Annotated in this window: 25 protein-coding genes; 16 read left to right on the top strand and 9 right to left on the bottom strand. The window is 66.0% G+C overall.

Annotation, left to right across the window (positions count from 1 at the left end; translation table 11 throughout):
- Positions 1-7 precede the first annotated feature (7 nt).
- Positions 8-1,348 carry a type I glutamate--ammonia ligase gene (gene glnA, locus OM977_RS07680; RefSeq protein ID WP_264356896.1) on the bottom strand — a complete coding sequence of 447 codons (1,341 nt, stop codon included), beginning with the start codon at positions 1,346-1,348 and terminating at the stop codon, positions 8-10.
- Between the two features lie 263 nt (positions 1,349-1,611).
- Here glnA and panB point away from each other — a divergent pair, with 263 nt between their 5' ends.
- On the top strand, positions 1,612-2,541 hold the full coding sequence (gene panB / locus OM977_RS07675; RefSeq protein WP_264356895.1) for a 3-methyl-2-oxobutanoate hydroxymethyltransferase: 930 nt from the start codon (positions 1,612-1,614) through the stop codon (positions 2,539-2,541).
- Between the two features lie 72 nt (positions 2,542-2,613).
- Here the strand turns inward: panB and OM977_RS07670 are convergent, their stop codons facing one another.
- On the bottom strand, positions 2,614-3,495 hold the full coding sequence (locus OM977_RS07670; protein ID WP_264356894.1) for a helix-turn-helix transcriptional regulator: 882 nt from the start codon (positions 3,493-3,495) through the stop codon (positions 2,614-2,616).
- 102 nt (positions 3,496-3,597) lie between these two features.
- On the opposite strand from OM977_RS07670, the gene OM977_RS07665 reads away from it, so the two are divergent.
- The 6 genes from OM977_RS07665 (at position 3,598) to OM977_RS07640 (ending at position 8,175) form a co-directional block, all read left to right on the top strand.
- Positions 3,598-5,019 (top strand): MFS transporter, encoded by a 1,422-nt coding sequence (locus OM977_RS07665; protein ID WP_264356893.1) that lies wholly within the window; start codon positions 3,598-3,600, stop codon positions 5,017-5,019.
- Positions 5,020-5,102: 83 nt separating this feature from the next.
- Positions 5,103-5,984 (top strand): aldo/keto reductase, encoded by an 882-nt coding sequence (locus OM977_RS07660; RefSeq protein ID WP_264357346.1) that lies wholly within the window; start codon positions 5,103-5,105, stop codon positions 5,982-5,984.
- A gap of 36 nt (positions 5,985-6,020) precedes the next feature.
- Entirely contained in the window at positions 6,021-7,037 is a 1,017-nt protein-coding gene (locus tag OM977_RS07655; protein WP_264356892.1) for an aldo/keto reductase, read from the top strand.
- Positions 7,034-7,405 carry a nuclear transport factor 2 family protein gene (locus tag OM977_RS07650; RefSeq protein WP_264356891.1) on the top strand — a complete coding sequence of 124 codons (372 nt, stop codon included), beginning with the start codon at positions 7,034-7,036 and terminating at the stop codon, positions 7,403-7,405. Before OM977_RS07655 ends, OM977_RS07650 begins: the two co-directional genes overlap by 4 nt.
- A gap of 28 nt (positions 7,406-7,433) precedes the next feature.
- On the top strand, positions 7,434-7,766 hold the full coding sequence (locus tag OM977_RS07645) for a carboxymuconolactone decarboxylase family protein (protein ID WP_264356890.1): 333 nt from the start codon (positions 7,434-7,436) through the stop codon (positions 7,764-7,766).
- 7 nt (positions 7,767-7,773) lie between these two features.
- Positions 7,774-8,175 (top strand): (R)-mandelonitrile lyase, encoded by a 402-nt coding sequence (locus OM977_RS07640; RefSeq protein WP_264356889.1) that lies wholly within the window; start codon positions 7,774-7,776, stop codon positions 8,173-8,175.
- A gap of 69 nt (positions 8,176-8,244) precedes the next feature.
- On the opposite strand, the gene OM977_RS07635 is transcribed toward OM977_RS07640, so the two are convergent.
- Both OM977_RS07635 and OM977_RS07630 read right to left on the bottom strand, forming a co-directional pair.
- Positions 8,245-9,021 carry a type 1 glutamine amidotransferase domain-containing protein gene (locus tag OM977_RS07635; RefSeq protein ID WP_264356888.1) on the bottom strand — a complete coding sequence of 259 codons (777 nt, stop codon included), beginning with the start codon at positions 9,019-9,021 and terminating at the stop codon, positions 8,245-8,247.
- A gap of 114 nt (positions 9,022-9,135) precedes the next feature.
- Positions 9,136-9,348, bottom strand: coding sequence for a hypothetical protein (locus tag OM977_RS07630; RefSeq protein ID WP_264356887.1), 213 nt, complete (start codon positions 9,346-9,348; stop codon positions 9,136-9,138).
- A 278-nt stretch (positions 9,349-9,626) separates the two neighbouring features.
- Here OM977_RS07630 and OM977_RS07625 point away from each other — a divergent pair, with 278 nt between their 5' ends.
- From OM977_RS07625 to OM977_RS07605, 5 genes are all read left to right on the top strand, one after another.
- Complete coding sequence (locus OM977_RS07625; protein WP_264356886.1) at positions 9,627-10,232, top strand: helix-turn-helix domain-containing protein; 606 nt, start codon at positions 9,627-9,629, stop codon at positions 10,230-10,232.
- On the top strand, positions 10,225-10,965 hold the full coding sequence (locus tag OM977_RS07620) for a B3/B4 domain-containing protein (RefSeq protein ID WP_264356885.1): 741 nt from the start codon (positions 10,225-10,227) through the stop codon (positions 10,963-10,965). The genes OM977_RS07625 and OM977_RS07620 overlap by 8 nt, the downstream gene beginning before the upstream one ends.
- A gap of 1 nt (position 10,966) precedes the next feature.
- Entirely contained in the window at positions 10,967-11,872 is a 906-nt protein-coding gene (locus OM977_RS07615) for an EamA family transporter (RefSeq protein WP_264356884.1), read from the top strand.
- 133 nt (positions 11,873-12,005) lie between these two features.
- The gene (locus tag OM977_RS07610; RefSeq protein WP_264356883.1) at positions 12,006-12,902 is read left to right on the top strand and encodes a dihydrodipicolinate synthase family protein; all 897 of its coding nucleotides are present in this window, start codon (positions 12,006-12,008) and stop codon (positions 12,900-12,902) included.
- Positions 12,880-14,106, top strand: coding sequence for an MFS transporter (locus OM977_RS07605; protein ID WP_264356882.1), 1,227 nt, complete (start codon positions 12,880-12,882; stop codon positions 14,104-14,106). Before OM977_RS07610 ends, OM977_RS07605 begins: the two co-directional genes overlap by 23 nt.
- Positions 14,107-14,411: 305 nt before the next feature.
- Here the strand turns inward: OM977_RS07605 and OM977_RS07595 are convergent, their stop codons facing one another.
- Positions 14,412-14,576, bottom strand: coding sequence for an SPOR domain-containing protein (locus OM977_RS07595; protein ID WP_264356881.1), 165 nt, complete (start codon positions 14,574-14,576; stop codon positions 14,412-14,414).
- Positions 14,577-14,690: 114 nt separating this feature from the next.
- Here OM977_RS07595 and map point away from each other — a divergent pair, with 114 nt between their 5' ends.
- The 3 genes from map to OM977_RS07580 all read left to right on the top strand — a co-directional run bounded on the left by map (position 14,691) and on the right by OM977_RS07580 (position 17,227).
- Positions 14,691-15,569 carry a type I methionyl aminopeptidase gene (map, locus tag OM977_RS07590; protein ID WP_264356880.1) on the top strand — a complete coding sequence of 293 codons (879 nt, stop codon included), beginning with the start codon at positions 14,691-14,693 and terminating at the stop codon, positions 15,567-15,569.
- A 91-nt stretch (positions 15,570-15,660) separates the two neighbouring features.
- A complete protein-coding gene (gene ppgK, locus OM977_RS07585; RefSeq protein WP_264356879.1) occupies positions 15,661-16,464 on the top strand; it encodes a polyphosphate--glucose phosphotransferase in 804 nt (267 codons plus the stop codon).
- 4 nt (positions 16,465-16,468) lie between these two features.
- Entirely contained in the window at positions 16,469-17,227 is a 759-nt protein-coding gene (locus OM977_RS07580; protein WP_264356878.1) for an SDR family oxidoreductase, read from the top strand.
- Positions 17,228-17,312: 85 nt separating this feature from the next.
- On the opposite strand, the gene nrdR is transcribed toward OM977_RS07580, so the two are convergent.
- From nrdR to OM977_RS07565, 3 genes are all read right to left on the bottom strand, one after another.
- A complete protein-coding gene (gene nrdR, locus OM977_RS07575) occupies positions 17,313-17,804 on the bottom strand; it encodes a transcriptional regulator NrdR (RefSeq protein WP_264356877.1) in 492 nt (163 codons plus the stop codon).
- A 107-nt stretch (positions 17,805-17,911) separates the two neighbouring features.
- Positions 17,912-19,300, bottom strand: coding sequence for a histidinol dehydrogenase (gene hisD, locus OM977_RS07570; RefSeq protein ID WP_264356876.1), 1,389 nt, complete (start codon positions 19,298-19,300; stop codon positions 17,912-17,914).
- A 40-nt stretch (positions 19,301-19,340) separates the two neighbouring features.
- Positions 19,341-19,907 carry a hypothetical protein gene (locus OM977_RS07565; protein WP_264356875.1) on the bottom strand — a complete coding sequence of 189 codons (567 nt, stop codon included), beginning with the start codon at positions 19,905-19,907 and terminating at the stop codon, positions 19,341-19,343.
- Positions 19,908-20,114: 207 nt separating this feature from the next.
- Here OM977_RS07565 and OM977_RS07560 point away from each other — a divergent pair, with 207 nt between their 5' ends.
- On the top strand, positions 20,115-20,573 hold the full coding sequence (locus OM977_RS07560) for a flavin reductase family protein (protein ID WP_264357345.1): 459 nt from the start codon (positions 20,115-20,117) through the stop codon (positions 20,571-20,573).
- A 19-nt stretch (positions 20,574-20,592) separates the two neighbouring features.
- Here the strand turns inward: OM977_RS07560 and dnaE are convergent, their stop codons facing one another.
- Positions 20,593-24,150 (bottom strand): DNA polymerase III subunit alpha, encoded by a 3,558-nt coding sequence (gene dnaE, locus OM977_RS07555; RefSeq protein WP_264356874.1) that lies wholly within the window; start codon positions 24,148-24,150, stop codon positions 20,593-20,595.
- Positions 24,151-24,167: the final 17 nt, after the last annotated feature.

The raw sequence follows: 24,167 nt of genomic DNA, 5'->3' as shown, positions 1-24,167 counted from the left end.
GGGGCTCCTAGAGGATGCCGAGGTTGCGCTGCAGTTCGTAGGGCGTCACCTGGAGACGGTAGTCCTGCCATTCGGCCCGCTTGTTGCGCAGGAAGTGCTCGAACACCTGCTCGCCGAGGATCTGCGGCATGAGTTCGGACTCTTCCATTGACCGGATGGCGTCGTGCAGGCTGGCCGGAAGCGGGTCGTGGCCCATGGCACGGCGCTCGGCCGAGCTCAGCGACCAGATGTCGTCCTCGGCCGCGGCGGGCAGCTGGTAGCCCTCCTCGATGCCCTTGAGCCCGGCGCCGAGCAGCACCGCGTACGCGAGGTAAGGGTTGGCCGCGGAGTCGATGCCGCGGTACTCGATCCGTGCTGACTGGCCCTTGCCCGGCTTGTACAGCGGCACCCGGACCAGGGCGGAGCGGTTGTTGTGTCCCCAGCTCAGGTAGCTCGGAGCCTCTCCCCCGCCCCACAGGCGCTTGTAGGAGTTCACGAACTGGTTAGTCACCGCGGTGAACTCGGGGGCGTGCTTGAGGATGCCGGCGATGAACTGCCGGGCGGTCTCGGAGAGCTGGAACTCGGCCCCGGCCTCATAGAAAGCGTTGGTGTCGCCCTCGAAGAGCGAGAAGTGGGTGTGCATGCCGGAGCCCGGGTGGGCCGTGAACGGCTTCGGCATGAAGGTGGCGTAGGTTCCCTGCTGCAGCGCCACTTCCTTGATCACGGTCCGGAACGTCATGATGTTGTCCGCCGTCTGCAGGGCATCCGCGTAGCGCAGGTCGATCTCGTTCTGCCCGGGCCCGGCCTCATGGTGGCTGAACTCCACGGAGATGCCCACCGATTCGAGCATCGTCACGGCCGTGCGGCGGAAGTCCTGGGCCACGCCGCCCGGGACGTGGTCGAAGTAGCCGCCCTCGTCGACCGGTACCGGCGCACCGTCGGGCCCCGGCGCCTGGGACTTCAACAGGTAGAACTCGATCTCGGGATGCGTGTAGCAGGTGAAGCCCATATCCGCGGCCTTGGCCAGGTTGCGCTTGAGCACGTTGCGCGGATCCGCCGCGGAGGGTTCGCCGTCGGGCGTCAGGATGTCGCAGAACATCCGCGACGTCGCCTCTGTCTCGCCACGCCAGGGCAGGATCTGGAAGGTGGCCGGGTCCGGCTGGGCCAGCATGTCGGATTCGAAGACGCGGGCCAGTCCCTCGATGGAGGAGCCGTCAAAGCCGAGGCCTTCCTCGAACGCGCCTTCCACCTCGGCCGGGGCCAGCGCCACCGACTTCAGCGATCCCACGACGTCGGTGAACCACAGACGCACGAACCGCACGTCGCGCTCTTCGATCGTCCGCAGGACAAACTCTTGCTGGCGGTCCATAGTGGCCTCTTTCCGGTTCATTCGTCCGTGCCCCAGGCCCTTCGTGCATGGGTCCCGCAGCTGCTCTCCGTTCACTTTACTAATCATTGGCACCGATTGCTGGCGCAGCTGCCCCGCGTAACACAGCGTTAACATAAGCGGCCCGAGCCGGGCGGTCCGCCTCGCACACCGGCGGCACCGCCGCCGCCAGTGTGACGCGATTCACCGGATCCGGGCATGGACCCCGGTAGCTAGTCCGCGCCGTATCGCACTACGCTCATGCCATGGCCACAAGCATCAGCCCCGATCCCAGCACGCCCGCCGAAGTTGCGGCCCCCTACGGCAACGGACCGGCTGCCAGCTCTCCCGGGACAGCCGCCAGCGCGGGCACTGCACCTTGGGACTCCGCGCGGAAACCGCTGGCCAAGATCCGCACCCACCACCTCCACCAGGCCAAGCTCAACGGCGAACGCTTCGCCATGCTCACCGCTTACGACCAGTACACGGCGGAAATCTTCGACCAGGCCGGCATTGAGGTCCTCCTGGTGGGCGACTCGGCCTCCAACAACGTCTTCGGCAACGAGACAAGCCTCCCGGTGACCGTGGACGAGCTGATCCCACTATGCCGCGCCGTGACCCGATCGGCCCGGCGCGCCCTGGTGGTGGCGGACCTGCCCTTCGGCAGTTACGAGGTGTCCGCCCAGCAGGCGGTGGCGACCGGCGTGCGCTTCCTCAAGGAGGGCCTCGCCCACGCGGTCAAGATTGAGGGGGGCAAGTTTTACGCCGAGACCGTCCGGGCCATGGTCCAGGCCGGCATTCCCGTCATGGCGCATATCGGCTTCACCCCGCAGAGCGAGCACGCCCTCGGCGGCTACCGCGTCCAGGGCCGCGGCGACGACGCCCAGCGCCTGATCGACGACGCCGTCGCGCTGGCCGACGCCGGTGCGTTCAGCGTACTGATGGAAATGGTTCCGGCAGAGACGGCGGCCGCGGTTGATGCCGCGGTGGCGGTCCCCACGATCGGGATCGGCGCAGGCAACGCAACCACGGGCCAGGTGCTGGTGTGGCAGGACATGGCAGGCCTGCGTGGCGGCAAGATGGCGAAGTTCGTCAAGCAGTACGCGGACCTGCGCACCTCGCTGAGCGATGCCGCCACGGCCTACGGCGAGGACGTCCGCTCGGGCCAGTTCCCCGGCCCCGAGCACTCCTTCTAGGATTCCGGGCCCCGGCGTAGCTGCCGATGCTGCCGGTGGCACCGACGATCAGGACAGTGAAGCGTCGATGGCTCATTTATTCTCCTTGACCGCGGCCTTTGTCGTTTCACGCTGGGTGGCGGCCCAACTGGCGAGGACTTTCAGTGCGTCCTCCGAGGGTGTCTCGGGATCTGCTGTGTACACGTTGATGCGCAGTCCCGGGTCTGCGGGGAGTTCCAACGCCTCAAAGCTCAAGTCCAAGTCGCCAACGATCGGGTGGTGGAGCCGTTTTCGGCCGGTGCGGTGGTACTTCACGTCGTGCCGGGCCCACCGGGTGCGGAACTCCTCGCTTCTGGTGGAGAGTTCACCGATCAGGTCCGTGAGGTCCTTGTCGTACGGGTTTTTACCGGCCGTGGAGCGCAGCACCGCGACGACGTCGTCCGCCGCGCGTTCCCAATCGGCGAAGAACTCCCGTGCCTTCGGATTCAGGAAGGTGAAGCGTGCGCTGTTCGGCGGGGTGGTCTGTTCGGCCATCAAATCCAGATAGAGGGCACGGCCCAACTCGTTGGCGGCGAGGACATCCCCGCGGTCGTTGCGGACCCAGGCCGGCGCCGTCGTGATCGCATCAATGACGCGTTGGACGCTCGGCCGCACCGACTGCGGGCTGCGCTTGCGCCGCACACGGGGAGCGGCGGTAGCGGCGCGGGCCAGGTCAAATAGGTGGGCCGTTTCGGCCTCGTCGAGCTTCAGGGCACGCCCGAGGGCTTCAAGGACGCTGTCCGAGGCGCCGGAGAGGTTTCCCCGCTCCAGGCGTATGTAGTAATCGATGCTCATCCCGGCGAGCATCGCGACTTCCTCGCGGCGCAGGCCACTAACGCGCCGGTTGCCACCGTAAACGGGCAGCCCGGCCTCATCCGGCGTGATCCTTGCGCGCCGGGAGGTCAGGAATTTCCGCACGTCGTCACTGTGTGTCATGGCTTCCACGCTACGCCGCTGCCCCAGAACGAGGGAGGCACTGGCGTTACCCGGAACGATCGTGACTCCCGGCCCGTAAGGAATCACGGTTGCATTGAAAGCATGAAACCTGAACCTACAACCGCTTCCCACCCGGCTGCGATCCTGGCGATCATCCTCGTCAGCTACTTCATGATCCTGCTGGACAACTCGGTTATCTTCACTGCCCTGCCCAGCCTGCAGGCAGATCTACAGCTGAGCACCGGTGAGCTCACCTGGGTTCAGGATGCCTACACGCTGGTCTTCGGCGGCCTGCTGCTCCTCGGAGCCCGGGCAGGAGACCTCCTCGGACGCCGGCGGGTCTTCGTGTTCGGGCTGGTGGTGTTCTCGATTGCGTCGCTGCTGATCGGACTGGCACCGGCAGGCTGGTGGGCGATCGCCGGCCGCGCCGTGCAGGGTATCGGGGCTGCGATCGTCGCGCCCGCCTCGCTGTCCCTGCTCACGGCGAGCTTCCCAGAAGGCCGCGAGCGCACCCGGGCCGTCGCTTTGTACGGTGCTACCGCAGGGATCGGTGCCAGCCTGGGCCTGGTCATCGGCGGGGCGCTGGCCCACTGGATCTCCTGGCGTGCCGGGTTCTTCGTCAACGTACCCATCGGTGCCGCGATGATCGCACTCGCACCGCGATTCCTCCCCGAGACCGGACGCGCCAGCGGACGCTTCGACGTGTCCGGGGCGCTCAGCGCCACCCTCGGTGTCGGCGCTCTCGTGTTCGGCATCATCAACACAGCTGTTGCGGGCTGGGACTCGCCGGTCACGCTCACAACCGTCAGCGCCGGCGTCGTACTCCTGATCATGTTCGTGCTGATCGAACGCAGGGCCGCCCAGCCCATCATGCCGTTGCGGCTGTTCAGGAGCCGCCGCCGAACCGGTGCCTATGTCGCCCGCTTTCTGTATCTGGGCGCGATGATCGCATTCTTCTTTTTCACCACCCAGTTCATGCAGGAAGTGCTGGGCTTCGACCCGCTGCAGGCCGGCATCGGATTCCTCCCGATGACGGCGGTCAACTTCGCCGTTGCAATGAGCATCCCGCGGCTGGCAGGCCGGATGCCGGGTTCCATTCCACTCACGGCAGGCATCCTGGTCACCCTTGCCGGTATGTTCTGGCTCAGTCGGGTCGGTGTCGACTCCGCATACCTGACCGGGGTGGCCCTGCCGATGGTCCTCATAGGCGCAGGCCAGGGACTCGCGTTTGCGCCACTGACCTCATTCGGCATCATTGGCGCCCCCGCGGCAGACGCCGGAGCGGCATCGGGCCTGGTAAACACCTTCCACCAGGTGGGCACCTGCCTTGGGCTTGGCATCGCGGTGGCGGCGGCAGCGACCGTCCCGACTACGGATTCTGCCGTAGCGCACCTGGCCTCGGAGGTCAGCGTTGCACTCACGACAGGCAGCATTCTCCTGCTCCTTGCCCTGGCCGTCGCCGCCCGCCGCACCAGGGCACCCCGGATGGCCGTGCCCGTACCGCAGGTCCAAGAGGTCCGTTGAACCAGCAAAGCCATCCACCTCAAGGGGGTAATGACGTGCACTCCCAAAATTCCGTACGTCTCAATACCGTGAAAGGCATGAACATGGAACTGATCCTCAACAACGGTGTCACAATGCCAGCCCTGGGCCTGGGCGTCTTCCAAAGCGCCCCGGAGCAGACCACTGCCGCCGTCGAGGCCGCGCTGGCAACCGGCTACCGGCACATCGACACCGCCGCAGCCTACGGCAACGAGCGGGAAGTCGGGCAGGGCATCCGCGCCTCCGGCCTTGACCGCCCGGAGGTGTTCATCGAAACCAAGGTCTGGGTCAGCGACTACGGCTATGACCAGACCTTGCATGCCTGGGACAAAGCCGCGGGCAAGCTCGGTGTCGACTACCTGGACCTGTTCATCCTGCACCAGCCCGCCCCCGACCGGTTCGACAAAACCATCGCCGCGTATAGGGCGCTGGAGACCCTGCTTGCTGACGGGCGCGTGCGGGCGATCGGCGTCAGCAACTTCATGCCGCACCACTTGAAGCAACTGCTCGACTCGACCGACGTCGTCCCGGCCGTGAACCAGGTCGAGCTTCACCCCTACTTCACCCAGCCGGGCGTACAGGCAGCTGATGCCCAGCACGGGATCCTTACCCAGGCATGGTCACCGATCGGCGGGATCACCTTCTACCCTGGGTGGGGCGAGGACCGCCGGAACGTAATGGAAGACCCGACGGTCGCCGCCATCGGCCAGACGCACGGCAAGACCCCAGCGCAGGTCATGCTCCGGTGGCACCTGCAGCACGGCCGCTCAGCCATCCCGAAATCGACGAACCCGGCACGCATCGCCGAAAACTTCGACATCTTCGACTTCGAACTCAGTACCGAGGAACTCGCCGCCATCGACTCGCTCGACACCGGCAACCGCAGCGGTCCGGACCCGGACGAAGCCCGCGAGGAACGCTTCGCCATGGTCATACCCGAAGCCTAAGGCCCCCGAAACCTAAGACAGAGAGAAGGAACCACCATGGAATACCGCCCCTTGGGCCGCACCGGTGTACAGGTCAGCCCCTTATGTCTCGGTGCGATGATGTTCGGCTCCTGGGGCAACAATGACACCGCGGACTCCATCCGCATCATCCACCGCGCCCTCGACGCAGGCATCAACTTCATCGACACCGCCGACGTCTACTCGGGCGGGGCATCCGAGGACATCGTGGGACAAGCACTCGACGGGCGCCGGGACGAGGTGTTCCTCGCCACCAAGTTCTTCATGCCCATGAGCGAGGACCCCAACCAGCGCGGCGGATCCCGCCGCTGGATCATGCAAGCAGTCGAAAACTCCCTCCGCCGGCTCAACACCGACTACATCGACCTCTACCAGGTCCACCGGCCCAGCCCCGATACCGACGTCGAAGAAACCCTCGGCGCGCTCACCGACCTTGTCCGCCAGGGCAAAGTCCGTTATATCGGTTCGTCTTCGTACTCCGGATCCCAGATCGTCGAAGCCCAGTGGGCATCCCGGGAACGCAACCTGGAACGGTTCGTCACCGAACAGCCGCCCTACTCGATCCTGGTCCGCGGCATCGAAGAAGACGTTCTCCCTACGGTCCAAGGCCACGGCATGGGCACGCTTACCTACAGCCCGCTCAGCGGCGGGTGGCTTTCAGGGCGCTGGCGAAAAGACTCAGCGTCCGCACCCACCTCCTCCGCACGCCCGAACGCCCGCTTCGACATGAGCCGCCCAGCCAACCGGCGAAAACTCGACATCGTCGAAGAACTTGCCCAGCTCGCCGAACAAAACGGCCTGACCCTCATCGAACTGGCCATCGCTTTCGTGATAAACCACCCGGGCGTCACGGCAGCCATCGTCGGACCGCGCACCATGGAACAACTCGAGTCGTACCTGCCCGCCGCGGATATCACGCTGAGGACCGATGTGCTGGACCGCATCGACCAACTCGTCGCGCCCGGAGTGACCGTCAACCCCGACGACAACAGCTACGGTACCCACGAACTGACGACAGTGGCACGGCGCCGGTGACAGACGTGACCGCAGGGGCGCTGAGAGCGCTCCATGATGCCCTCTGCGAGGCGATAATCGCCGGGGACGCGGCAGAGCTGGCCAGCATCCTGACCGATGAATTCACCCTTACGCACATGACCGGATACGTGCAGTCAAAGTCCGAATGGCTCGATGCGATCGAAACCGGGCAGATGCAGTACCACCGGATGGACACAGTCGAGGCCACCCTCAGCGCGGAAGGGACCACGCCCGGTTTGACCGCCCGCACCCTCACCGACGCCACGATCTGGGGATCCAGGTCCACGTGGCGACTGACGTTGCGTTCCTGGTTCGAACCCCATGGAGACGATTGGGTCATAGCACGCACCGTCGCATCCACCTGGTAAATCCCACGCAACCGAAAGAAGGATCATCATGACTGACCAACCCAAGCAGCTCGGAGGCGGTCGAAAAATGTTCGGTGACTTTGCCCCGAAGCTTGCCGAGCTCACCGACGACATGCTCTTCGAGGACGTCTGGAACCGGCCCGAACTAAGCGCCCGCGATCGCAGCCTCATCACGGTAGCCGTGCTTACCGCTGGAGGAAACACCGAGCAGTTAGGTTTCCATCTCAGCCGCGCCGTCGAAAACGGTGTGGCCCAGGAGGAGCTCATCGAAGCCATCACCCATGTCACGCTCTACGCTGGCTGGCCAAAGGGCATGTCTGCGATGGGCGTCGCCAAGCAACTTTTCACAGACAACAAGTAAGGAAATTATGAACATCGAACCCAACGTGCCGACAACCAAAAACCCGCCGGCCCAATTCGCTGGCGACGTGTGGCTGGATCCAATCGCTCTTCCCCACGAGAGCGACCAGACGATGGTGGTCGCGACCGTCCGCTTCGCACCCGGAGCACGTACCGCCTGGCACTCACACCGGCACGGCCAGTACCTCCGCGTCACCCAAGGTGTAGGCCGTTTCGGCACCCGGGACGGAAAGATCATCGAAGTCCACCCCGGCCAGACGATCTACACCCCACCCGGTGAGGAGCATTGGCACGCCGCCGCCCCCGGCTGCTTCATGGAACACATTGCCATGCTCCAAAACGGTGAAGACCCGTCCAAGACCACGACCTGGGGCGAACACATCACCGACGACGAGTACGGCGGCATCTAAAACAGCGGCAGACAGAGAGGCGGCCACCCCGTTGTCGGAGTGGCCGTCAGTCTCAGTGCGCTATTGGTGTTAGTGCTCCGCTTCTGCGGCAGCCTTCCTGGCGCTCTTCTCGGCGTCCTTCTCGGCGCGCAGAGCCTCCGTCTCGTGCTGTTCCTCTGCTTTTTCCTGGCGGATGACCGCTGCGAAGAGCTTCTCCATCTCCTTGGCCACGCCGGCGGCTGAGGCCGGGTTCTGGCCGGTCACCAGCCGGTCGTCGACCACGACCTTTTCCTCAAAGACACCAGCGGAGACGTGGGTGGCACCCTGTTCCTCAAGTCGGTCTGCCAAATAGAACGGGATGACCTTGTCCTTCCCTGCGGCAACCTCCTCGTCGTTGGTGAAGGCGGCCACCTTCCGGCCCTCGACGAGGCGAAGCCCGTTCTCCAATTCCACGTTCAGCAGGCCGGCCGGTCCGTGGCAGACCGCGCCCACCAAGCCGCCGGCGTTGTAGACGCTGGCCACCAGATTCTGCAAGCCTTCGCTGTCCGGGAAGTCCCACATGGTGCCGTGGCCGCCCACGAGGTAGACGGCGTCGTACTGTTCGGGATCAACGACGTCGACGCGGGCAGTGTTGTAGAGTCCGGCGCGCGTTGTCTCGTCCTCAGTGAAGGCGACCTGGATGGGATCGTCTGAGTCCACCTCGTCGCGCGGGGGCTGGCCGCCCTGGATGGACGCGAAGTCCACGAAATGCCCGGAGTCCTTGAAGACCTTCCAGGGATGTGCAGCCTCGGCCACGTTGTAGCCGGTCTTCTCGCCCGTATCGCCGATCTCGGAAACGCTGGTCAGTACCATGAGAATTTTCTTCATGTGGTGCTCCTTTCGTCTAGCTTCACCCTACGCCCAGCCCAATTCCGGCCCTCCCGCCCCGGTCGAAATGGCGGGGCGGGGCCTCGCAATTCGGCGGGGTGATGCCGGTTGACGTCAGCCCTGCGAAGTCTCGCTGGGTGGACGCGCATCTTTGCCTGTGGGCTTCTGCATCCCGAGGATGAGGAGCGTGATGCCCATAGTGAGAAACGCAATCCAAGCCGTGGTGCCCAGAAATATCATGGCGATCGCAACGGCAAGGAAAACGACCCCGATCGGCAGGAATGCCGTGCTCCCGTTTCTCTTCGCTCGGCCGTTCGACTCCGACATGGGCTTTCTTTCACCGTTCATCTGGCCGAGGCTACCGTCGGCGAACGGAAACCCGCAAACGCTCCCGCGACTCAGCGCTGCTGCCGAATGGATGGGCAGAAACTGTGTCCAATTTGCCGTGTGTCACTACCTTGGAGCTGAACGCCGGGAGCGCCGGGATGGTCAGTCAGGCGGCGTCTCATGGACGTTCATGGGGTATTGCCCAGCGGACAGCTGGCGTCGGCTACTTAACCAGCTCGTCCGTGCACAGTGCACTCTGAGTGCAGTATGATGCACTTATGAATGAGAGTACATCTGCCCTCGCGGCAGCAATTGGCGGCCGGGTGCGGCAGGAGCGGCAGTCGCGGGGCTGGACGCTTGATCAGTTGGCCGAAGTTGCCGGAGTGAGCCGCCGGATGGTGGTCAACGTCGAGCAGGGCGTTGCGAATCCCAGCGTCGGGACCCTTTTGAGGATCAGCGACGCGCTCGGGGTCGGACTGCCGGCGCTGGTTGAACTCCCCCGCCCCAGGCCGGTGACGGTCACTCGCCGCGGTGAGGGTGCCGCGTTGTGGAGTTCGGATGCCGGTGGCCGCGGCGTGCTGGTGGCGGGGACAGAGTCGCCCGATGTGGTTGAACTCTGGGACTGGACGATGGCCCCTGGGGATACCCACGGGAGTGAAGCGCATTCACCAGGGACCAAGGAGCTGCTGCAGGTCCAGGAGGGATCCATTTCCGTTGTGGTTGCCGGTGAGGCGTTCATCCTCGAGGCCGGAGACGCTGTGTCTTTTCCCGGCGACGTGGAGCACTCTTATGGCGCCGTGGGCAAGGAACCGGCCCGTTTCTCACTGGCGGTCTTTGAACCGGGCGTGGGATCAGGACACCGGCCGGAGGCGACCGATGCGTGATCTGGAAACGCTTCAGGAGTTTCTGAAAGGCGCCGGGGCCGATGCCGCAGTGTTCGCGCTGCGGCCGGACTACCGCGCCGTCCTGCTGGCCGTCGACGGGCTTGTCCCGGGGCCAAGCGATCAGGCCAGTGACACGCTGCTCCAAGCAGCGGAGGCCTCGGCCCGCGAAGCCCTGAGCGCCCGGCCTGTGGAGGATCTGCCGCACGTGGCTGCGTGGCGCGAGGCTTACAAGTCGTTCGGCGCCAAGCCGCAGCGCACCCGCAACAGCCTGGAGGCCTTGTTGCGCCGCGCGGCGTCCGGTCTGCCCCGGGTGAACCGGCTTACCGACCTCTACAACGCCGTCTCGGTGCTGCATCAGGTGCCGCTGGGTGGCGAGGACCTGACCGGCTATGCCGGTGCGCCCCGGCTTCTCCGGGCCGCCGGCACGGAGGCGTTTGACACCGCCGCGGGGGGCATTGAGATGATCGAGCACCCGGATCCGGGCGAGGTGGTGTGGTGCGATGACGCCGGCGTTACCTGCCGGCGCTGGAACTGGCGCCAGGGCCGGAGAACCCAACTCCGCGAAGACACCACAACAGCACTGTTCATCCTCGACGCCCTCCAACCCATGACCAATGAGGCACTCGGTGCCGCCGCCGACGACTTGGCCGACCGGCTGGCGGGGCTTGGTCCGGACGTCAGGATCGCCCGCCGTCGGATAGCCGCGGCCCCTACAGCCTATGAAGGGAACTGACATGGGCCTGCGAAACGCTTTGAACGTCCCGGTCCCGCCGTGGGGGCTGGCCGTGACGGCGATCCTGTCAGTTCAGTTGGGGTCTGCCCTGTCGGTGGATCTGATTGACGCCGTGGGCCCGGCCGGAACAGCCTGGCTCAGGCTCAGCATGGGAGCGATTATCCTCGTGGCGATTGCCCGCCCGCCGCTGCGCTCCGTCCGCCGAGGCGACGTGCTGCCGCTGCTCGGTTTGGGCATTACCACGGGGCTGGTGACTATCGGGTTCCTCGCCGCGATCGAGCACATTCCGCTGGGCACCGCCGTCGCGATCGAGTTCCTGGGACCGCTGACGGTGGCCGCGGTGCGCAGCCACAACAGGAAGGCGCTCATCTGGCCGGCTGTGGCACTGCTCGGCGTCGTTCTGCTCACCGAACCGTGGCAGGGCGACTTCAACCTGACCGGCGTCACCTTCGCCGCGCTGGCAGCGATCGGGTGGGCCGCCTACATCCTGCTCACCCAACGGATCGGGGACCGTTTCACCGGAATCGGCGCGCTCTCAATGACGGTGCCGATCGCTGCGTCCACCGCAGCCGTCGTCGGCATTCCGCAGGCCGCCAGCCACCTCACCTTCGGGATCCTGGCCGTTGCGGCCGGGCTCGCTATCCTGTTGCCCGTGCTGCCGTTCGCGCTGGAAATGCTCGCCCTGCGCAGGATGACGCCCACAGCGTTCGGCACCCTGATGGCCCTCGAGCCAGCCCTCGGGGTCCTCCTCGGACTGCTCATCCTGCACCAGCAACCCTCGGCCATCCAGGTCCTGGGCATCTTGCTCGTCGTCCTCGCCGGCGCCGCGGCGCAGCGGGGCGGACGACGGCGTCCGGCATACCCGGAGCAGAACCCCAGTCCTGCGGATCTCGACTTCGTCGGCTAACGGCCCGCAGCGCAACTTGCGTCCTCGGACCGACGTGCCGGTTCCGGAACCCGCCGGAGCGTGCTCACAAAGGGCGTGGCGACCTCCGCCCACACACGGCTTTCATTCGGAATCTAATAAGGGAGTTAGAACGATGTTCACTGGCTTGAGCGCTTTCCCCATCACCCCGCTAGCACACGACGCGGTAGACGAGGCTTCGTTTGCCCGCTTGGTACAAAGGCTCAGCGAGGCCAAGGTCGACTCCATCACGGCGCTCGGCTCCACTGGTTCGTACGCCTACCTGAGCAGTGATGAGCGAAGCCGTATTGCGCACCTGGCTGTCGAGAACGCTGGCGAAACACCAGTGTTTATCGGGATCGGGGCACTGCGGACCTCACATGTCCTGACGAACGCCGAAAACGCCGAGCGGGCCGGAGCGTCGGCGCTGCTGCTGGCGCCGATGACCTATCAGCCCCTCACTGAGGATGATGTGTTCGGACTCTTCCGGACGGTCACAGCGCACTCGTCACTGCCCGTCGTCGTCTATGACAATCCCGGCACCACGCACTTCGCCTTCAGCACCGAGCTTTACGGACGCATCGCGGAGCTGCCCCGTATCGCGTCCATCAAAATCCCCGGTGTACCGGCCGATCCGGAGCAAGCGGAGGCGCGGGTTCAGGAAATCCGGGCGGTTGTTCCCAAACACGTGACCATCGGGGTATCCGGAGACGCCCAGGCCGCCGCCGGTCTGGCTGCCGGCTGCGATGCCTGGTACTCGGTCATCGGCGGCACCCTGCCCGCACTTGCATTGCGGATCACCCGGGCCGCTTTGGAAGGGCGGGTCTCCGACGCGTCCGCCGAGTCCGAACGGCTTGCACCGTTGTGGCAGTTGTTTGCCGAGTTTGGCGGGAGTATCCGGGTTGTTGCGGCAATTGCGGAACAGCTGGGATTGGCATCACCATCGTGCCTGCCGCTTCCCCTCCAGGGATTGACCGAGAAGCAGCGTGCCCGCGTTGGCACGATTGTCGATGAGCTCGGGCTCAACCCGTAGCGCCAACCTCGGCGTTCCACGCGGGAAGGACCGCCGGGCCGGGGCGCTGGCGCGCTACGTCTTCGCCGCGACACTCGTTCGCAGCGCAGACGGCGGCGCAGTGGTCGCCATCGTGCTGCTCGCGCACGCCTGCGGGATGCCGGGCTGGTTGGCCGGACTCCTGGGAGCATCAATCACCGCACCCCACCTGCTCGGCCCGTTCATCGCACGACACCTCGATACAGCCCGTGACGGGCGCAAGGTGATTGCATTCTCTGCCGTCCTCCACGGGGTGCTGCTCGGTGCTGCTGCGCTGCTCCTGCCGGTCACAGTGGCGATCTGGCCAGCCATGCTGCTCTTTGTCTCCGGCATCTTCGGGCCGATGCTTACCGGCGGGGTCAGTAGCCGCCTGCCCTCCATCGCCGGCCCTGAGCAGCGCAGCCAACGGAGAGCACAAGGCTGGGATGTCGCAAGCTACGGGCTGAGCGGCACCCTCGGCCCCGCAGCCGTGGCGTGGATCGCGGCAGCATCTGACGCACTTACCGCGACACTGGTTCTGGCCGGAGCCGCCGTGATCGGGGCGGGAGCCGTCCTCGCACTCCCCAGGCAAGAGCCACCCGACAAGGCAGTTGACGTGCCATCGCCCGGGCGAACACTGAGCCTGATATGGGCCGACGGCCCGCTACGGCGCACACTCGGCCTCACCGTGACCGTCGCCTTCTCCGTCGCCGCGTTACCGATCTACGCCGTTGCAACAGCTCCCGCGTTCGGCGGGGCCTCAGCCGCCGGAACCCTGGTCGCGGCTTACGGGATAGGGAATCTTCTCGGATCAGCAGGGCTTATGCTTCGGCCGCTTCGCCGCGATGCAGACCCCCTCACGAGCTCCCTCGCTGCGCTCGTCGCAGCAACGCTGATACTGGTGATGCTTACTCCGACACTCCCCACATCCCTCATTGCCTTCTGCCTGGCAGGGGTCGCTAATGCGATGTTCTTCGCGGCGACACTCGCCGCGCGAAGTGAATACGCACCCATTGAGGCTCGCGGCCAAGTCTTCATCTGGGTAGGCGCGCTCAAGATCGCGGCAGGATCAGCCGGGACAGCCGTCGCGGGGGCAACCATCGCACAAACGGTTTGGGCGCCGCTTCTGCTGGCTACAGCACTCACAGCAGCTGCTGCGACCGCCAGCATCATCGAGCGATCCCGTCCACGCTGGTCCAAGCATTAGCACGCCTGCGCTCTCAAGGAGACCTCTTGTGGGCTCTCTTGTTGCATTGCTAAGGGCCCGAAGACGGCCGTTGAGGGCCAGGTTGCCTCGTCGGGCCGAGGCTTAGGTCAGCTAGTCCGCTCAGCCAACGCCACAATAGTTCCCTCCGGACCGCGCCCGTAGGCCATCCGCCAGGCATCCTCGTACCGGCCAATGCCGCCGACCAGCCCGTATCCCTCCACGGGCCGGGACGTTTCCCTCCTGCAGCACCCCTCCCAAGGCCAGCTGCCCAACGTTCCAGGCCCACTCAGCCCGGCTGCCCGGGCTTAGTCGTCGTCGTCTTTTTCCCACGTCTCATTGCGCGCCTTGACCTTTTCCAGGGCGTGCTCGGCTTCTTCCCGCGTCTTGTAGGGGCCGATCAGCTGGCTCCAGTCGGAGAGGGCGTCCTCTTCAACCTCGTGCGTGTTGACGTTGTACCAGTACTCGGGCATTGCTGCTCCTCTTGTTCCGACGTACATTCCGGAGTTGTTTTCCGGCCGTTTCCAGCGGCTGTATTTTCCAGCTGCATTTAACGGCCTTCGGCCGGGGCCTTATATGATCAATCTATGCCTTCACTTGCCTCGACTGCACCCATCGGCACCTTGGCCCCGGGAACAGTCAGCCCGCAGCTTTCCGTACCGGCGTCCATCCCCCGCCCCGAGTACGTGGGAAAGCCCGCACCGGCAAAGTTCACCGGGTCGGAGGTCAAGACGGCAGAGACCATCGAGAAGATCCGGATCGCGTCCCGGATTGCCGCCCAGGCGATCGTGGAGGTCGGAAAGCACATCCGGCCCGGCGTCACCACCGACCAGCTGGACCGCGTGGGCCACGAGTTCCTGTTGGACCACAAGGCGTACCCGTCCACGCTCGGCTACCGTGGCTTCCCCAAATCACTGTGCTCCTCGCTAAATGAAGTGATCTGCCACGGCATCCCGGACAGCACGGTCGTCCAGGACGGCGACATCCTCAATATCGACATCACCGCGTTCATCGGTGGCGTGCACGGCGACACCAACTTCACCTTCCTGGTCGGCGACGTCGACGAGGAATCCCGCTCGCTCGTCGAGCGCACCCAGGAATCGTTGAACCGCGCCATCCGCGCGGTGGCGCCGGGACGCGAAATCAACGTGATCGGCCGGACCATCGAGTCCTACGCCAAGCGCTTCGGCTACGGCGTGGTCCGCGACTTCACCGGGCACGGCGTGGGCGAGGCCTTCCACACGGGCCTGATCATCCCGCACTACGATGCTGCCCCGGCCTACAACACGGTGATAGAGGCAGGTATGGTCTTTACGATTGAACCCATGCTCACGCTCGGCACCGTCGACTGGGATATGTGGGCCGACGATTGGACAGTGGTTACCCGGGACCGCAAGCGCACTGCCCAGTTTGAACACACGCTGCTGGTGACCGAGTCCGGCGCCGAGGTCCTCACCCTCCCCTGAATCCCTGCAGCATCCCTGAAGATCCCGGTCTTCGCCGCCGGCCCTGGCCGCACCTTTTCCTAGCCCGCCCCCTGCCACGAACGGAATGACATTGGCCAAGAAGGACGAGAAGTCGAAGAAGAACTCCCTGCTGATCGGCATTGACATCGGCGGCACCGGGATAAAGGGCGGGATCGTGGATCTGAAGAAGGGCAAGCTGGTGGGCGACCGGCTCCGCGTCCCCACCCCGCAGCCGTCCACTCCGGAAGCTGTTGCCGAAGTCGTGGCGCATGTCGTCTCCGAGCTGTCCAAGCGCGCCGACGCCCCGGACACGGACGCACCGGTCGGCGTGACTTTCCCGGGCATCATCCAGCACGGAGTGGTCCACTCGACGGCGAACGTGGACAACGCCTGGCTGGACCTGAATATCGATGCCCTGCTTACCGCCCGTCTGGGCCGTCCCGTCGAGGTCATCAACGACGCCGACGCGGCCGGCCTGGCCGAGGCGCGCTACGGCGCCGGCGAAGGCGTGGCAGGCACCGTGCTGGTCATCACCCTCGGCACCGGGATCGGTTCCGCTTTCATCTTCGACGGCAAGCTCGTTCCCAACGCCGAGCTGGGCCACCTCGAAATTGACGGATTCGACGCGGAGAGCAAAGCTTCGGCGGTGGCCCGTGAGCGGGACGGCCTGAGCTGGGAAGAGTACGCCGTGCTGCTGCAGCGGTACTTCTCCCATGTCGAGTTCCTTTTCTCCCCCGAACTGTTCATCGTCGGCGGCGGCATCTCCAAGCGCTCCGACGAGTACTTGCCGCGGATGAAGCTCCGCACGCCGATTGTCCCGGCGGAGCTGAAGAACGACGCCGGCATCGTCGGTGCCGCCATCGAGGTCGCCCTGACCCACAAACTGGCCAAGTAGCGCCATGGGCGTCTCCGGCCCGGATGTCGTCATCGTTACCGGCGGCAGCCGCGGCATAGGCGCGGCGATTGCCCTGCGGGCCGCCCGCGCCGGTTACGCCGTCGTCGTCAACTATTCCGCCGACGCCGACGGTGCCGCCGCGGTGGTCGGCGCCATCGTCACCGGCGGCGGTTCGGCGCTGGCCGTTGAGGCGGACGTGGGCGACCCCGACGCCGTGGCGGCCTTGTTCGACGCCGCGCAAGTGCTGGGTCCGCTGGCCGCCGTCGTCAACAATGCCGGGATCACCGGAAACCTGATCGGGCCCCTCGTGGAGGTGCCCGCGGCCACGGTCCGGCGGGTCCTCGAGGTGAACGCGGCCGGACTGATCTTTGTCTGCCAGGAGGCCGTGCGGCGGCTCAGCCGGGACCGGGGCGGCCCCGGCGGCTCCATCATCAATATCTCCTCCACCGCGACGAAGGCCGGCTCACCCGGAACGTGGGTGCATTACGCGGCGTCGAAGGGCGCGGTTGACGTGCTGACAGTGGGCCTGGCGGCGGAGGTGGCGGCGCAGGGCATCCGGGTGAACTGCGTGGCCCCCGGGAGCACCAAAACCGGGTTGCATGCGGCCGCGGGGATGCCGGACCGGGTGGAGCGGCTGAACTCCACCATTCCGATGGGCCGTGGGGCGGAGCCGGACGAGGTCGCGGCCGCCGTGCTGTGGCTGCTGTCTGCCGAAGCCGGGTACATCACCGGCGCTGTGCTGCCGGTGTCCGGCGGCAGATAGCTGACTACGTGGTGCCGGTGGTGGCCGCGGCTTCCCCTCCGTTGCCACCACCGGAGTCTGTTGGTCCGGCTCCCGGGATCGGGGCCTAGAGCGGGCTCTTCTGGGAGCTTTTGCCCTCCAGGCCCTTGGCGCCGGCCTCGTGGCGCAGCAGCGAGATGGCTGCTTCAAAGTCCTCGAGGGATTCAAAGGCCTGGTACACACTTGCAAACCGCAGGTAGGCCACCTCGTCCAGCTTCTGCAGCGGGTTCAGGATGGCGAGACCAACCTCGTGGGCCTCGATTTCCGCCGCGCCTGAGGCGCGGATGGCCTCTTCGACTTCCTGCGCCAGCAGGGCGAGGTCGTCTTCGGTCACGGGGCGGCCCTGGCAGGCTTTCCGGACGCCATTGATGACCTTGCTGCGGCTGAACGGCTCACCGACGCCGGAGCGCTTGATCACCGTGAGGCTGGTGGTCTCCACTGTGGTAAACCGCCGGCCGCACTCGGGGCACTGCCGACGGCGCCGGATGGCTGAGCCGTCGTCGGCGATCCGGCTGTCCACCACGCGGGAGTCAGGGTTACGGCAAAACGGGCAATACACGTCTTTTCCTCCCCTGTCGCAAAAAAGGTCGCCGGCCGCCGGCTGGCACCATCAGTTTACGACTAGATGTAGCTGAATAACAAGCCTGTAATTACTACATGTAGTGGTCAGGCGCCGTTTCCGAACCGCGCCGTGACCGCCTCGCCGTGGGCTGGCAGGTCTTCGGCCCCCGCCAGGCTCACGATGTGGGCGCTGACCTGCTCCAGCGCCGCGCGGCTGTAGTTGATCACCTGAATGGCACGCAGGAAAGTCGTGACGTTTAGTCCGGAGGAGAAGGCTGCGGTGCCGCTGGTCGGCAGCACGTGGTTGGACCCCGCACAGTAGTCGCCCAAGCTGACGGGGCTGTAGTCGCCGACGAAAATAGCCCCGGCGTTCCGGATCCGCGCGGCCACGCCGGCGGCGTCCGCCGTCATGATTTCCAGGTGCTCCGCGGCGTAGGCGTCACAGGCGGCGATCCCCTGTTCCAGGTCGTCCACCAGGACAACGCCGGACTGCGGGCCGGAGAGGGCCTCGCGGACCCGGGCGCCGTGCTTGGTCCCGGCTGCCTGGCGCTCCAGCTCCTCGCGGACGGCTGCCGCGAGCTCCTCGGAATCGGTGATGAGCACGGAGGCTGCCTTGGGATCGTGCTCGGCCTGGCTGATCAGGTCCGCGGCGACGAGGTCCGCCCGGGCGGTGGCATCGGCCAGGATGGCGATTTCGGTGGTGCCGGCTTCGGAATCGATCCCCACGACGCCCTTCACAAGGCGTTTGGCCGTGGCGACGAAGATGTTGCCCGGACCGGTGACCACATCCACGGGGTCCAGTCCGGCATCGGGCTCCGAATCCGCCCCGGAGGCCGGGATGCCGTAGGCGAACGCGGCAATGGCCTGGGCGCCGCCAATCGCGTAGACCTCCTCGATGCCGAGCAGGCATGCGGCCGCCAGGATGGTGGGGTGCGGGAGGCCGCCGAAGTCTTTTTGCGGCGGTGATGCCAGCGCAATGGACTCGACGCCGGCCGCCAGTGCCGGTACTACGTTCATGATCACCGAGGACGGGTACACCGCCAGCCCACCGGGCACGTAGAGACCCACCCGGCCCACCGGGACCCAGTTCTGGCTGACTACTGCGCCGTCGCCGAGTTCGACGTCGGTGCCCGCCGGACGCTGGGCGTCTGCGAAACGGCGTGCCCGCCGGATGGACTCTTCCAGTGCTGCCCGCACCGCGGGATCGAGGCCGGCCAACGCTGCCTGCAAGGCCTCGGCCGGGACCCGCGGATGCACCTGCTCGACGCCGTCGAACGTCAGCGCCAGTTCACGGAGGGCTTCGAGGCCGCGGCTGCGGACCGCCGCGATGATGCTGAGGACCTTCTCTTCGGCGTCGGCCATGGTGCCGGTCTGCGCCCGCGGCACCGCGGCGCGGAGCCCGGCAAGGGACAGCCGCCGGCCACGCAGGTCGACGGTGCGGAAAGTGAGGTCGGCTGCGGCTGCGGGAACAGGGCTCTCAGGTGTAAAGGTCACCCGTCCATTTTACGCGCCGGCCCGCGTCCGCCGGTCGCTGTTACGCCGCGGGTTCCCCGGACGACGGCTTCCGCGGGGCGGCGAAGAGCCTGCCGGCGAAGATGGACACAGCGATGGCCGCGGGCCAGATCGCCAGGACGGCATAGGAACGCAGTGAAAACGCGATGCTGGCGTTGGTGGAGGCGTCCTCCGTGCCCCACCAGAGGCCGCACAGCACGCCGGTTCCCCAGGCAAGGAGCGCTCCCGCCGCCCCGGCAGCGACCGCCAGGACGACGTCCCTGGACGACGGCTCCTGATGCTTCGTGCCGGACGCCAGCGCTCCGGCGATGCAGCCGGCAAGCAGGAACAGCCCGGCCAGCACCAGGTCCCGTGGGAGCCACGTCTCCAGATTGCTGCCGTTGCGAAGCGCAGGGTCGCCCGAGAGGGCGTTCAGCCCGGAGGGCGCCAGCACCCACCAGAGCAATCCCACCGGCACTCCGACAGCGGCGATGGCTGTTGCCCTGCGCAGGCCTGACCCGCCGGCCCCATGCTCCCGGTCCTGTGGCGCGGGACCATCCCCGCCGTCGTTCGACCGCTGGACCGGGACGGGTACTGCTGGCTGTGTCATGCAACAAACCTTAACAAGCTTTGGGCCGGCCGCGCGCGTGGCGCCGCCCGGCCCCGGATGACGGTCCATGACGGCGGCGGGTAAACAAGTACCGCGGCCTGTCCGGGGAGCCATACGCTGGCAGGGTAGACATTTTCCGCACGTGCAGCAGGGAGTTGGATCGCAGTGGCCTCAGATGACGGAGCCTTCGAAGGAACGTTCAAGGAAATGTTCCGCCGGCATGCGGCAGGGGTGGCGATCATCACCGCCAACTACAACGGCGTGCCCTTCGGTTTCACCGCGACCTCGGTGGCCTCGCTGTCGGCCAAGCCCCCTCGGTTCACCTTCAACATGGCGCGCACGTCCAGTTCCTGGCCGGCGGTGGCCAATACCACCTACATCGGCGTGCATATGCTCGGGCTGGAGAACCAGGACCTGGCCGACCGTTTCGCCAGGACCCGGAACCGGTTCGAAGGCGACCACTGGGAGCTGGGGCCCCACGAGGTCCCCGTGTTAAAGGACGTCGCTGGCTGGCTGATCGGCAAGGTCCAGATGCGGCTCTCCTTCGAGAACAACGCGGTGGTGGTGGTCGAGGTGGTGGAAGGCGAGGTCGGCGACGACGGCGCTCCCCTGCTCTACCACTCCGGCGCCTACAGCCAGCCCGTCCCGCTGGACTACGAGATCTGACCCTCACCAGACACAGGCGTCAGCTGTCCAGGCAGGTCGGGCCGAGGAGCACCTTCAAGTCGCCGAACAGGGAGGGGCTCGGGTTGACGCGCAGGTGCACGGGCAGGCCCATGACCTCCACCCGGGAGTCGCCCTGCAGGTGCAGGCGGACCTCGGACTTGCCGCGGTGCGTCCTGAGCACGTCGCCCAGTTCGGTCACCACGGCTTCGGTTGCCTTGTGCGTCTGCATGGTGATCACCAGGGGCCCGTTCAGGCCCTCGCTGAGGTCGGGGACGGAGAGTTCCATGCAGTTCAGCGCGACGGCGCCGTCGTCGCGGCGCTGCAGCCGGCCCTTGACCACCACGATCAGGTCCTCGGCCAGCACCGAGGCGATGGGCCCGTAGACCTGGCCGAAGAACATGACTTCCACGGAACCGCCGAGGTCCTCGATCTCCGCGCGGGCGTAGGCGTTGCCGCTGGCTTTCGCGATCCGGCGGCTCAGCGAGGTGATCATGCCCGCGATGGTGACAATGGCGCCGTCGTGCGGTCCGTCCTCGGCGATGAGCGAGGTGATGGACTGGTCCGCGTGCTGGCTCAGGAGCCCTTCGAGCCCCTGCAGCGGGTGGTCCGAGACGTACAGGCCGAGCATGTCGCGTTCGAACGAGAGCTTGTCCTTCTTCTCCCATTCGGGCAGGTCGGGGATCTCGATGCTCAGGGACGCCTCTGATTCGGCTTCGTCGAAACCGGCGAAGAGGTCGAACTGCCCGATCGCCTCATTGCGCTTGAGCGTGATGACCGAGTCGATCGCTTCTTCGTGGACCATGGCCAGGGCGCGCCGGTGATGCCCGAGGGAATCGAAGGCGCCCGCCTTGATCAGGGATTCAATGGTGCGCTTGTTGCACACCACCGCGGGGACCTTCATGAGGTAATCCTTGAAGGACGTGTAGGCGCCTTCCTTCTCCCGCGCCGCCACCATTGCCTCGACGACGTTGACGCCGACGTTGCGGATGGCGCCCATGCCGAAGCGGATGTCGGTGCCGACCGGCGTGAAGTTGAGCGCCGACTCGTTGACGTCCGGCGGGAGCACGGTGATGCCCATGCGCCGGCATTCGTTGAGGTAGATCGCCGACTTGTCCTTGTCGTCTCCGACGCTGGTAAGCAGGGCCGCCATGTATTCCGGCGCGTAGTGCGCCTTCAGGTACGCGGTCCAGTAGGAGATCACGCCGTAGGCGGCCGAGTGCGCCTTGTTGAAGGCGTAGTCCGAGAACGGCAGCAGGATGTCCCAGAGGGTCTTGACCGCGGCCATCGAGTAGCCGTTGTCCTGCATGCCCTGGGAGAAGCCGGCGAACTGCTTGTCCAGCTCGGATTTCTTCTTCTTGCCCATGGCGCGGCGCAGGATATCGGCCTGGCCGAGGGTGTAGCCGGCGAGCTTCTGCGCCACGGCCATGACCTGCTCCTGGTACACGATCAGCCCGTAGGTCCCGCCCAGGATTTCCGCGAGCGGTTCCTCCAGCTCCGGGTGGATCGGGATGACGTCCTGGATCTTGTTCTTGCGCAGGGCGTAGTCGGTGTGGGCGTTGGCGCCCATGGGGCCCGGCCGGTAGAGGGCCAGCACGGCGGAGATGTCTTCGAAGTTGTCAGGCTTCATGAGCTTGAGCAGGGAGCGCATCGGCCCGCCGTCGAGCTGGAACACACCCAGGGTGTCGCCGCGGGCCAGCAGTTCGTAGGACGGGGCGTCGTCGAGGGCCAGGGATTCGAGGTCCAGGTCCACGCCACGGTTCATCTTGATGTTTTCCAGGGCGTCGGAAATGATCGTGAGGTTTCGAAGGCCGAGGAAGTCCATCTTGATCAGGCCGAGGCCCTCGGACGTCGGATAGTCGAACTGGGTGATGACCTGGCCGTCCTGGAAGCGGCGCATGACGGGGATGACGTCGATGATCGGGTCCGAGGACATGATCACGCCTGCCGCGTGGACACCCCACTGGCGTTTCAGCCCCTCGATGCCGAGCGCCGTTTCGAAGACCTTGGCGGCTTCCGGGTCGGTGGCGATCAGCTGCCGGAAGTCACCGGCCTCGCTGTACCGCTTGGAGTCCTTGTTCTGGATGTCCGCGAGCGGAATGTCCTTGGCCATCACGGCCGGCGGCAACGCCTTGGTGAGCGTCTCGCCCATGCTGAACGGGTAGCCCAGCACGCGCGAGGAGTCCTTGAGCGCCTGCTTGGTCTTGATGGTTCCGTAGGTGACAATCATCGCGACACGTTCGTCGCCGTACTTGCGCGTGACGTAGTCGATCACCTCGGAGCGGCGGCGGTCATCGAAGTCGACGTCGAAGTCGGGCATGGAGACGCGGTCCGGGTTGAGGAAGCGCTCGAAGATCAGGCCGTGGTGCAGCGGATCGAGGTCGGTGATGCGCATGGCATAGGCCACCATGGACCCGGCCCCCGAGCCACGTCCGGGACCCACCCGGATGCCGTTGTTCTTGGCCCAGTTGATGAAGTCGGCCACCACGAGGAAGTAGCCCGGGAAACCCATGGAGTTGATGACGCCGAGTTCGTAGTCGGCCTGGGTGCGCACCTTGTCCGGGATGCCCTGGGGATAGCGGTAGCGGAGCCCCTTGTCGACTTCCTTGACCAGCCAGGACGTCTCATCCTCCCCCTCCGGGCAGGGGAACCGGGGCATGTAGTTGGCGCCGGTATTGAACGAGACTTCACAACGCTCGGCGATCAGGAGCGTGTTGTCGCACGCCTCCGGGTGGTCCCGGAACAGCTCCCGCATTTCCTGCGGTGACTTCAGGTAGTACCCGCTGCCCGAGAAGGCGAACCGCGAGCCGCCGTTGTCGTATGTCGGCTCCAGCAGGGTGGACCCCGACTGGATGGCCAGCAGGGCCTCGTGCGCCTTCGCGTCGTGCTCGTGCGTGTAGTGGAGGTCGTTGGTGGCAACCAGCGGGATGTTCAGTTCCTTGGCCAGGCGCAGCAGGTCACCCGTGACGCGCCGCTCGATGTCCAGGCCATGGTCCATGAGTTCGCAGAAGTAGTTCTCGGCACCGAAAATGTCCCGGAACTCGGCGGCCGCCTCGACGGCTTCCCGGTACTGCCCCAGCCGGAGCCTCGTCTGGACCTCACCGGACGGGCAACCGGTGGTGGCGATCAAACCCTCGGAGTACGTGTTCAGCAGCTCACGGTCCAGCCGGGGCCATTTGCCGAAGACTGAGTCCAAGGAGGCGATCGAAGAGGCACGGAAGAGGTTCCGCATGCCCTTGTTGTTGTAGCTGAGCAGCGTCATGTGCGTGTAGGAGCCGCCGCCGGAGATGTCGTCCTTCCGCTGGTTCTCCTCGCCCCAGCGGACCCGGCTCTTGTCGGTGCGCGCGGTTCCCGGCGTCACATACGCCTCGACGCCGATAATCGGCTTGATGCCCTTGTCGGTGGCCCTCTTCCAGAAGTCGAAAGCGCCGAAGAGGTAGCCGTGGTCCGTCGTGGCCAGTGCGGGCATGCCCAGCCGCTCGGTTTCATCGAACAACTCGCCGAGCCGGGCGGCGCCGTCCAGCATCGAGTACTCGGTGTGGTTGTGGAGATGGACAAACGAGTCGTTGCTGGAAGTCACCGGACTATTCTAGTGCC

The sequence above is a fragment of the Pseudarthrobacter sp. MM222 genome (assembly GCF_947090775.1).
In the GTDB taxonomy this organism is placed as follows: domain Bacteria; phylum Actinomycetota; class Actinomycetes; order Actinomycetales; family Micrococcaceae; genus Arthrobacter.
The sequence above is the reverse complement of the archived record's forward strand: the minus strand, read 5'-3'. Positions and strand labels throughout refer to the sequence as shown.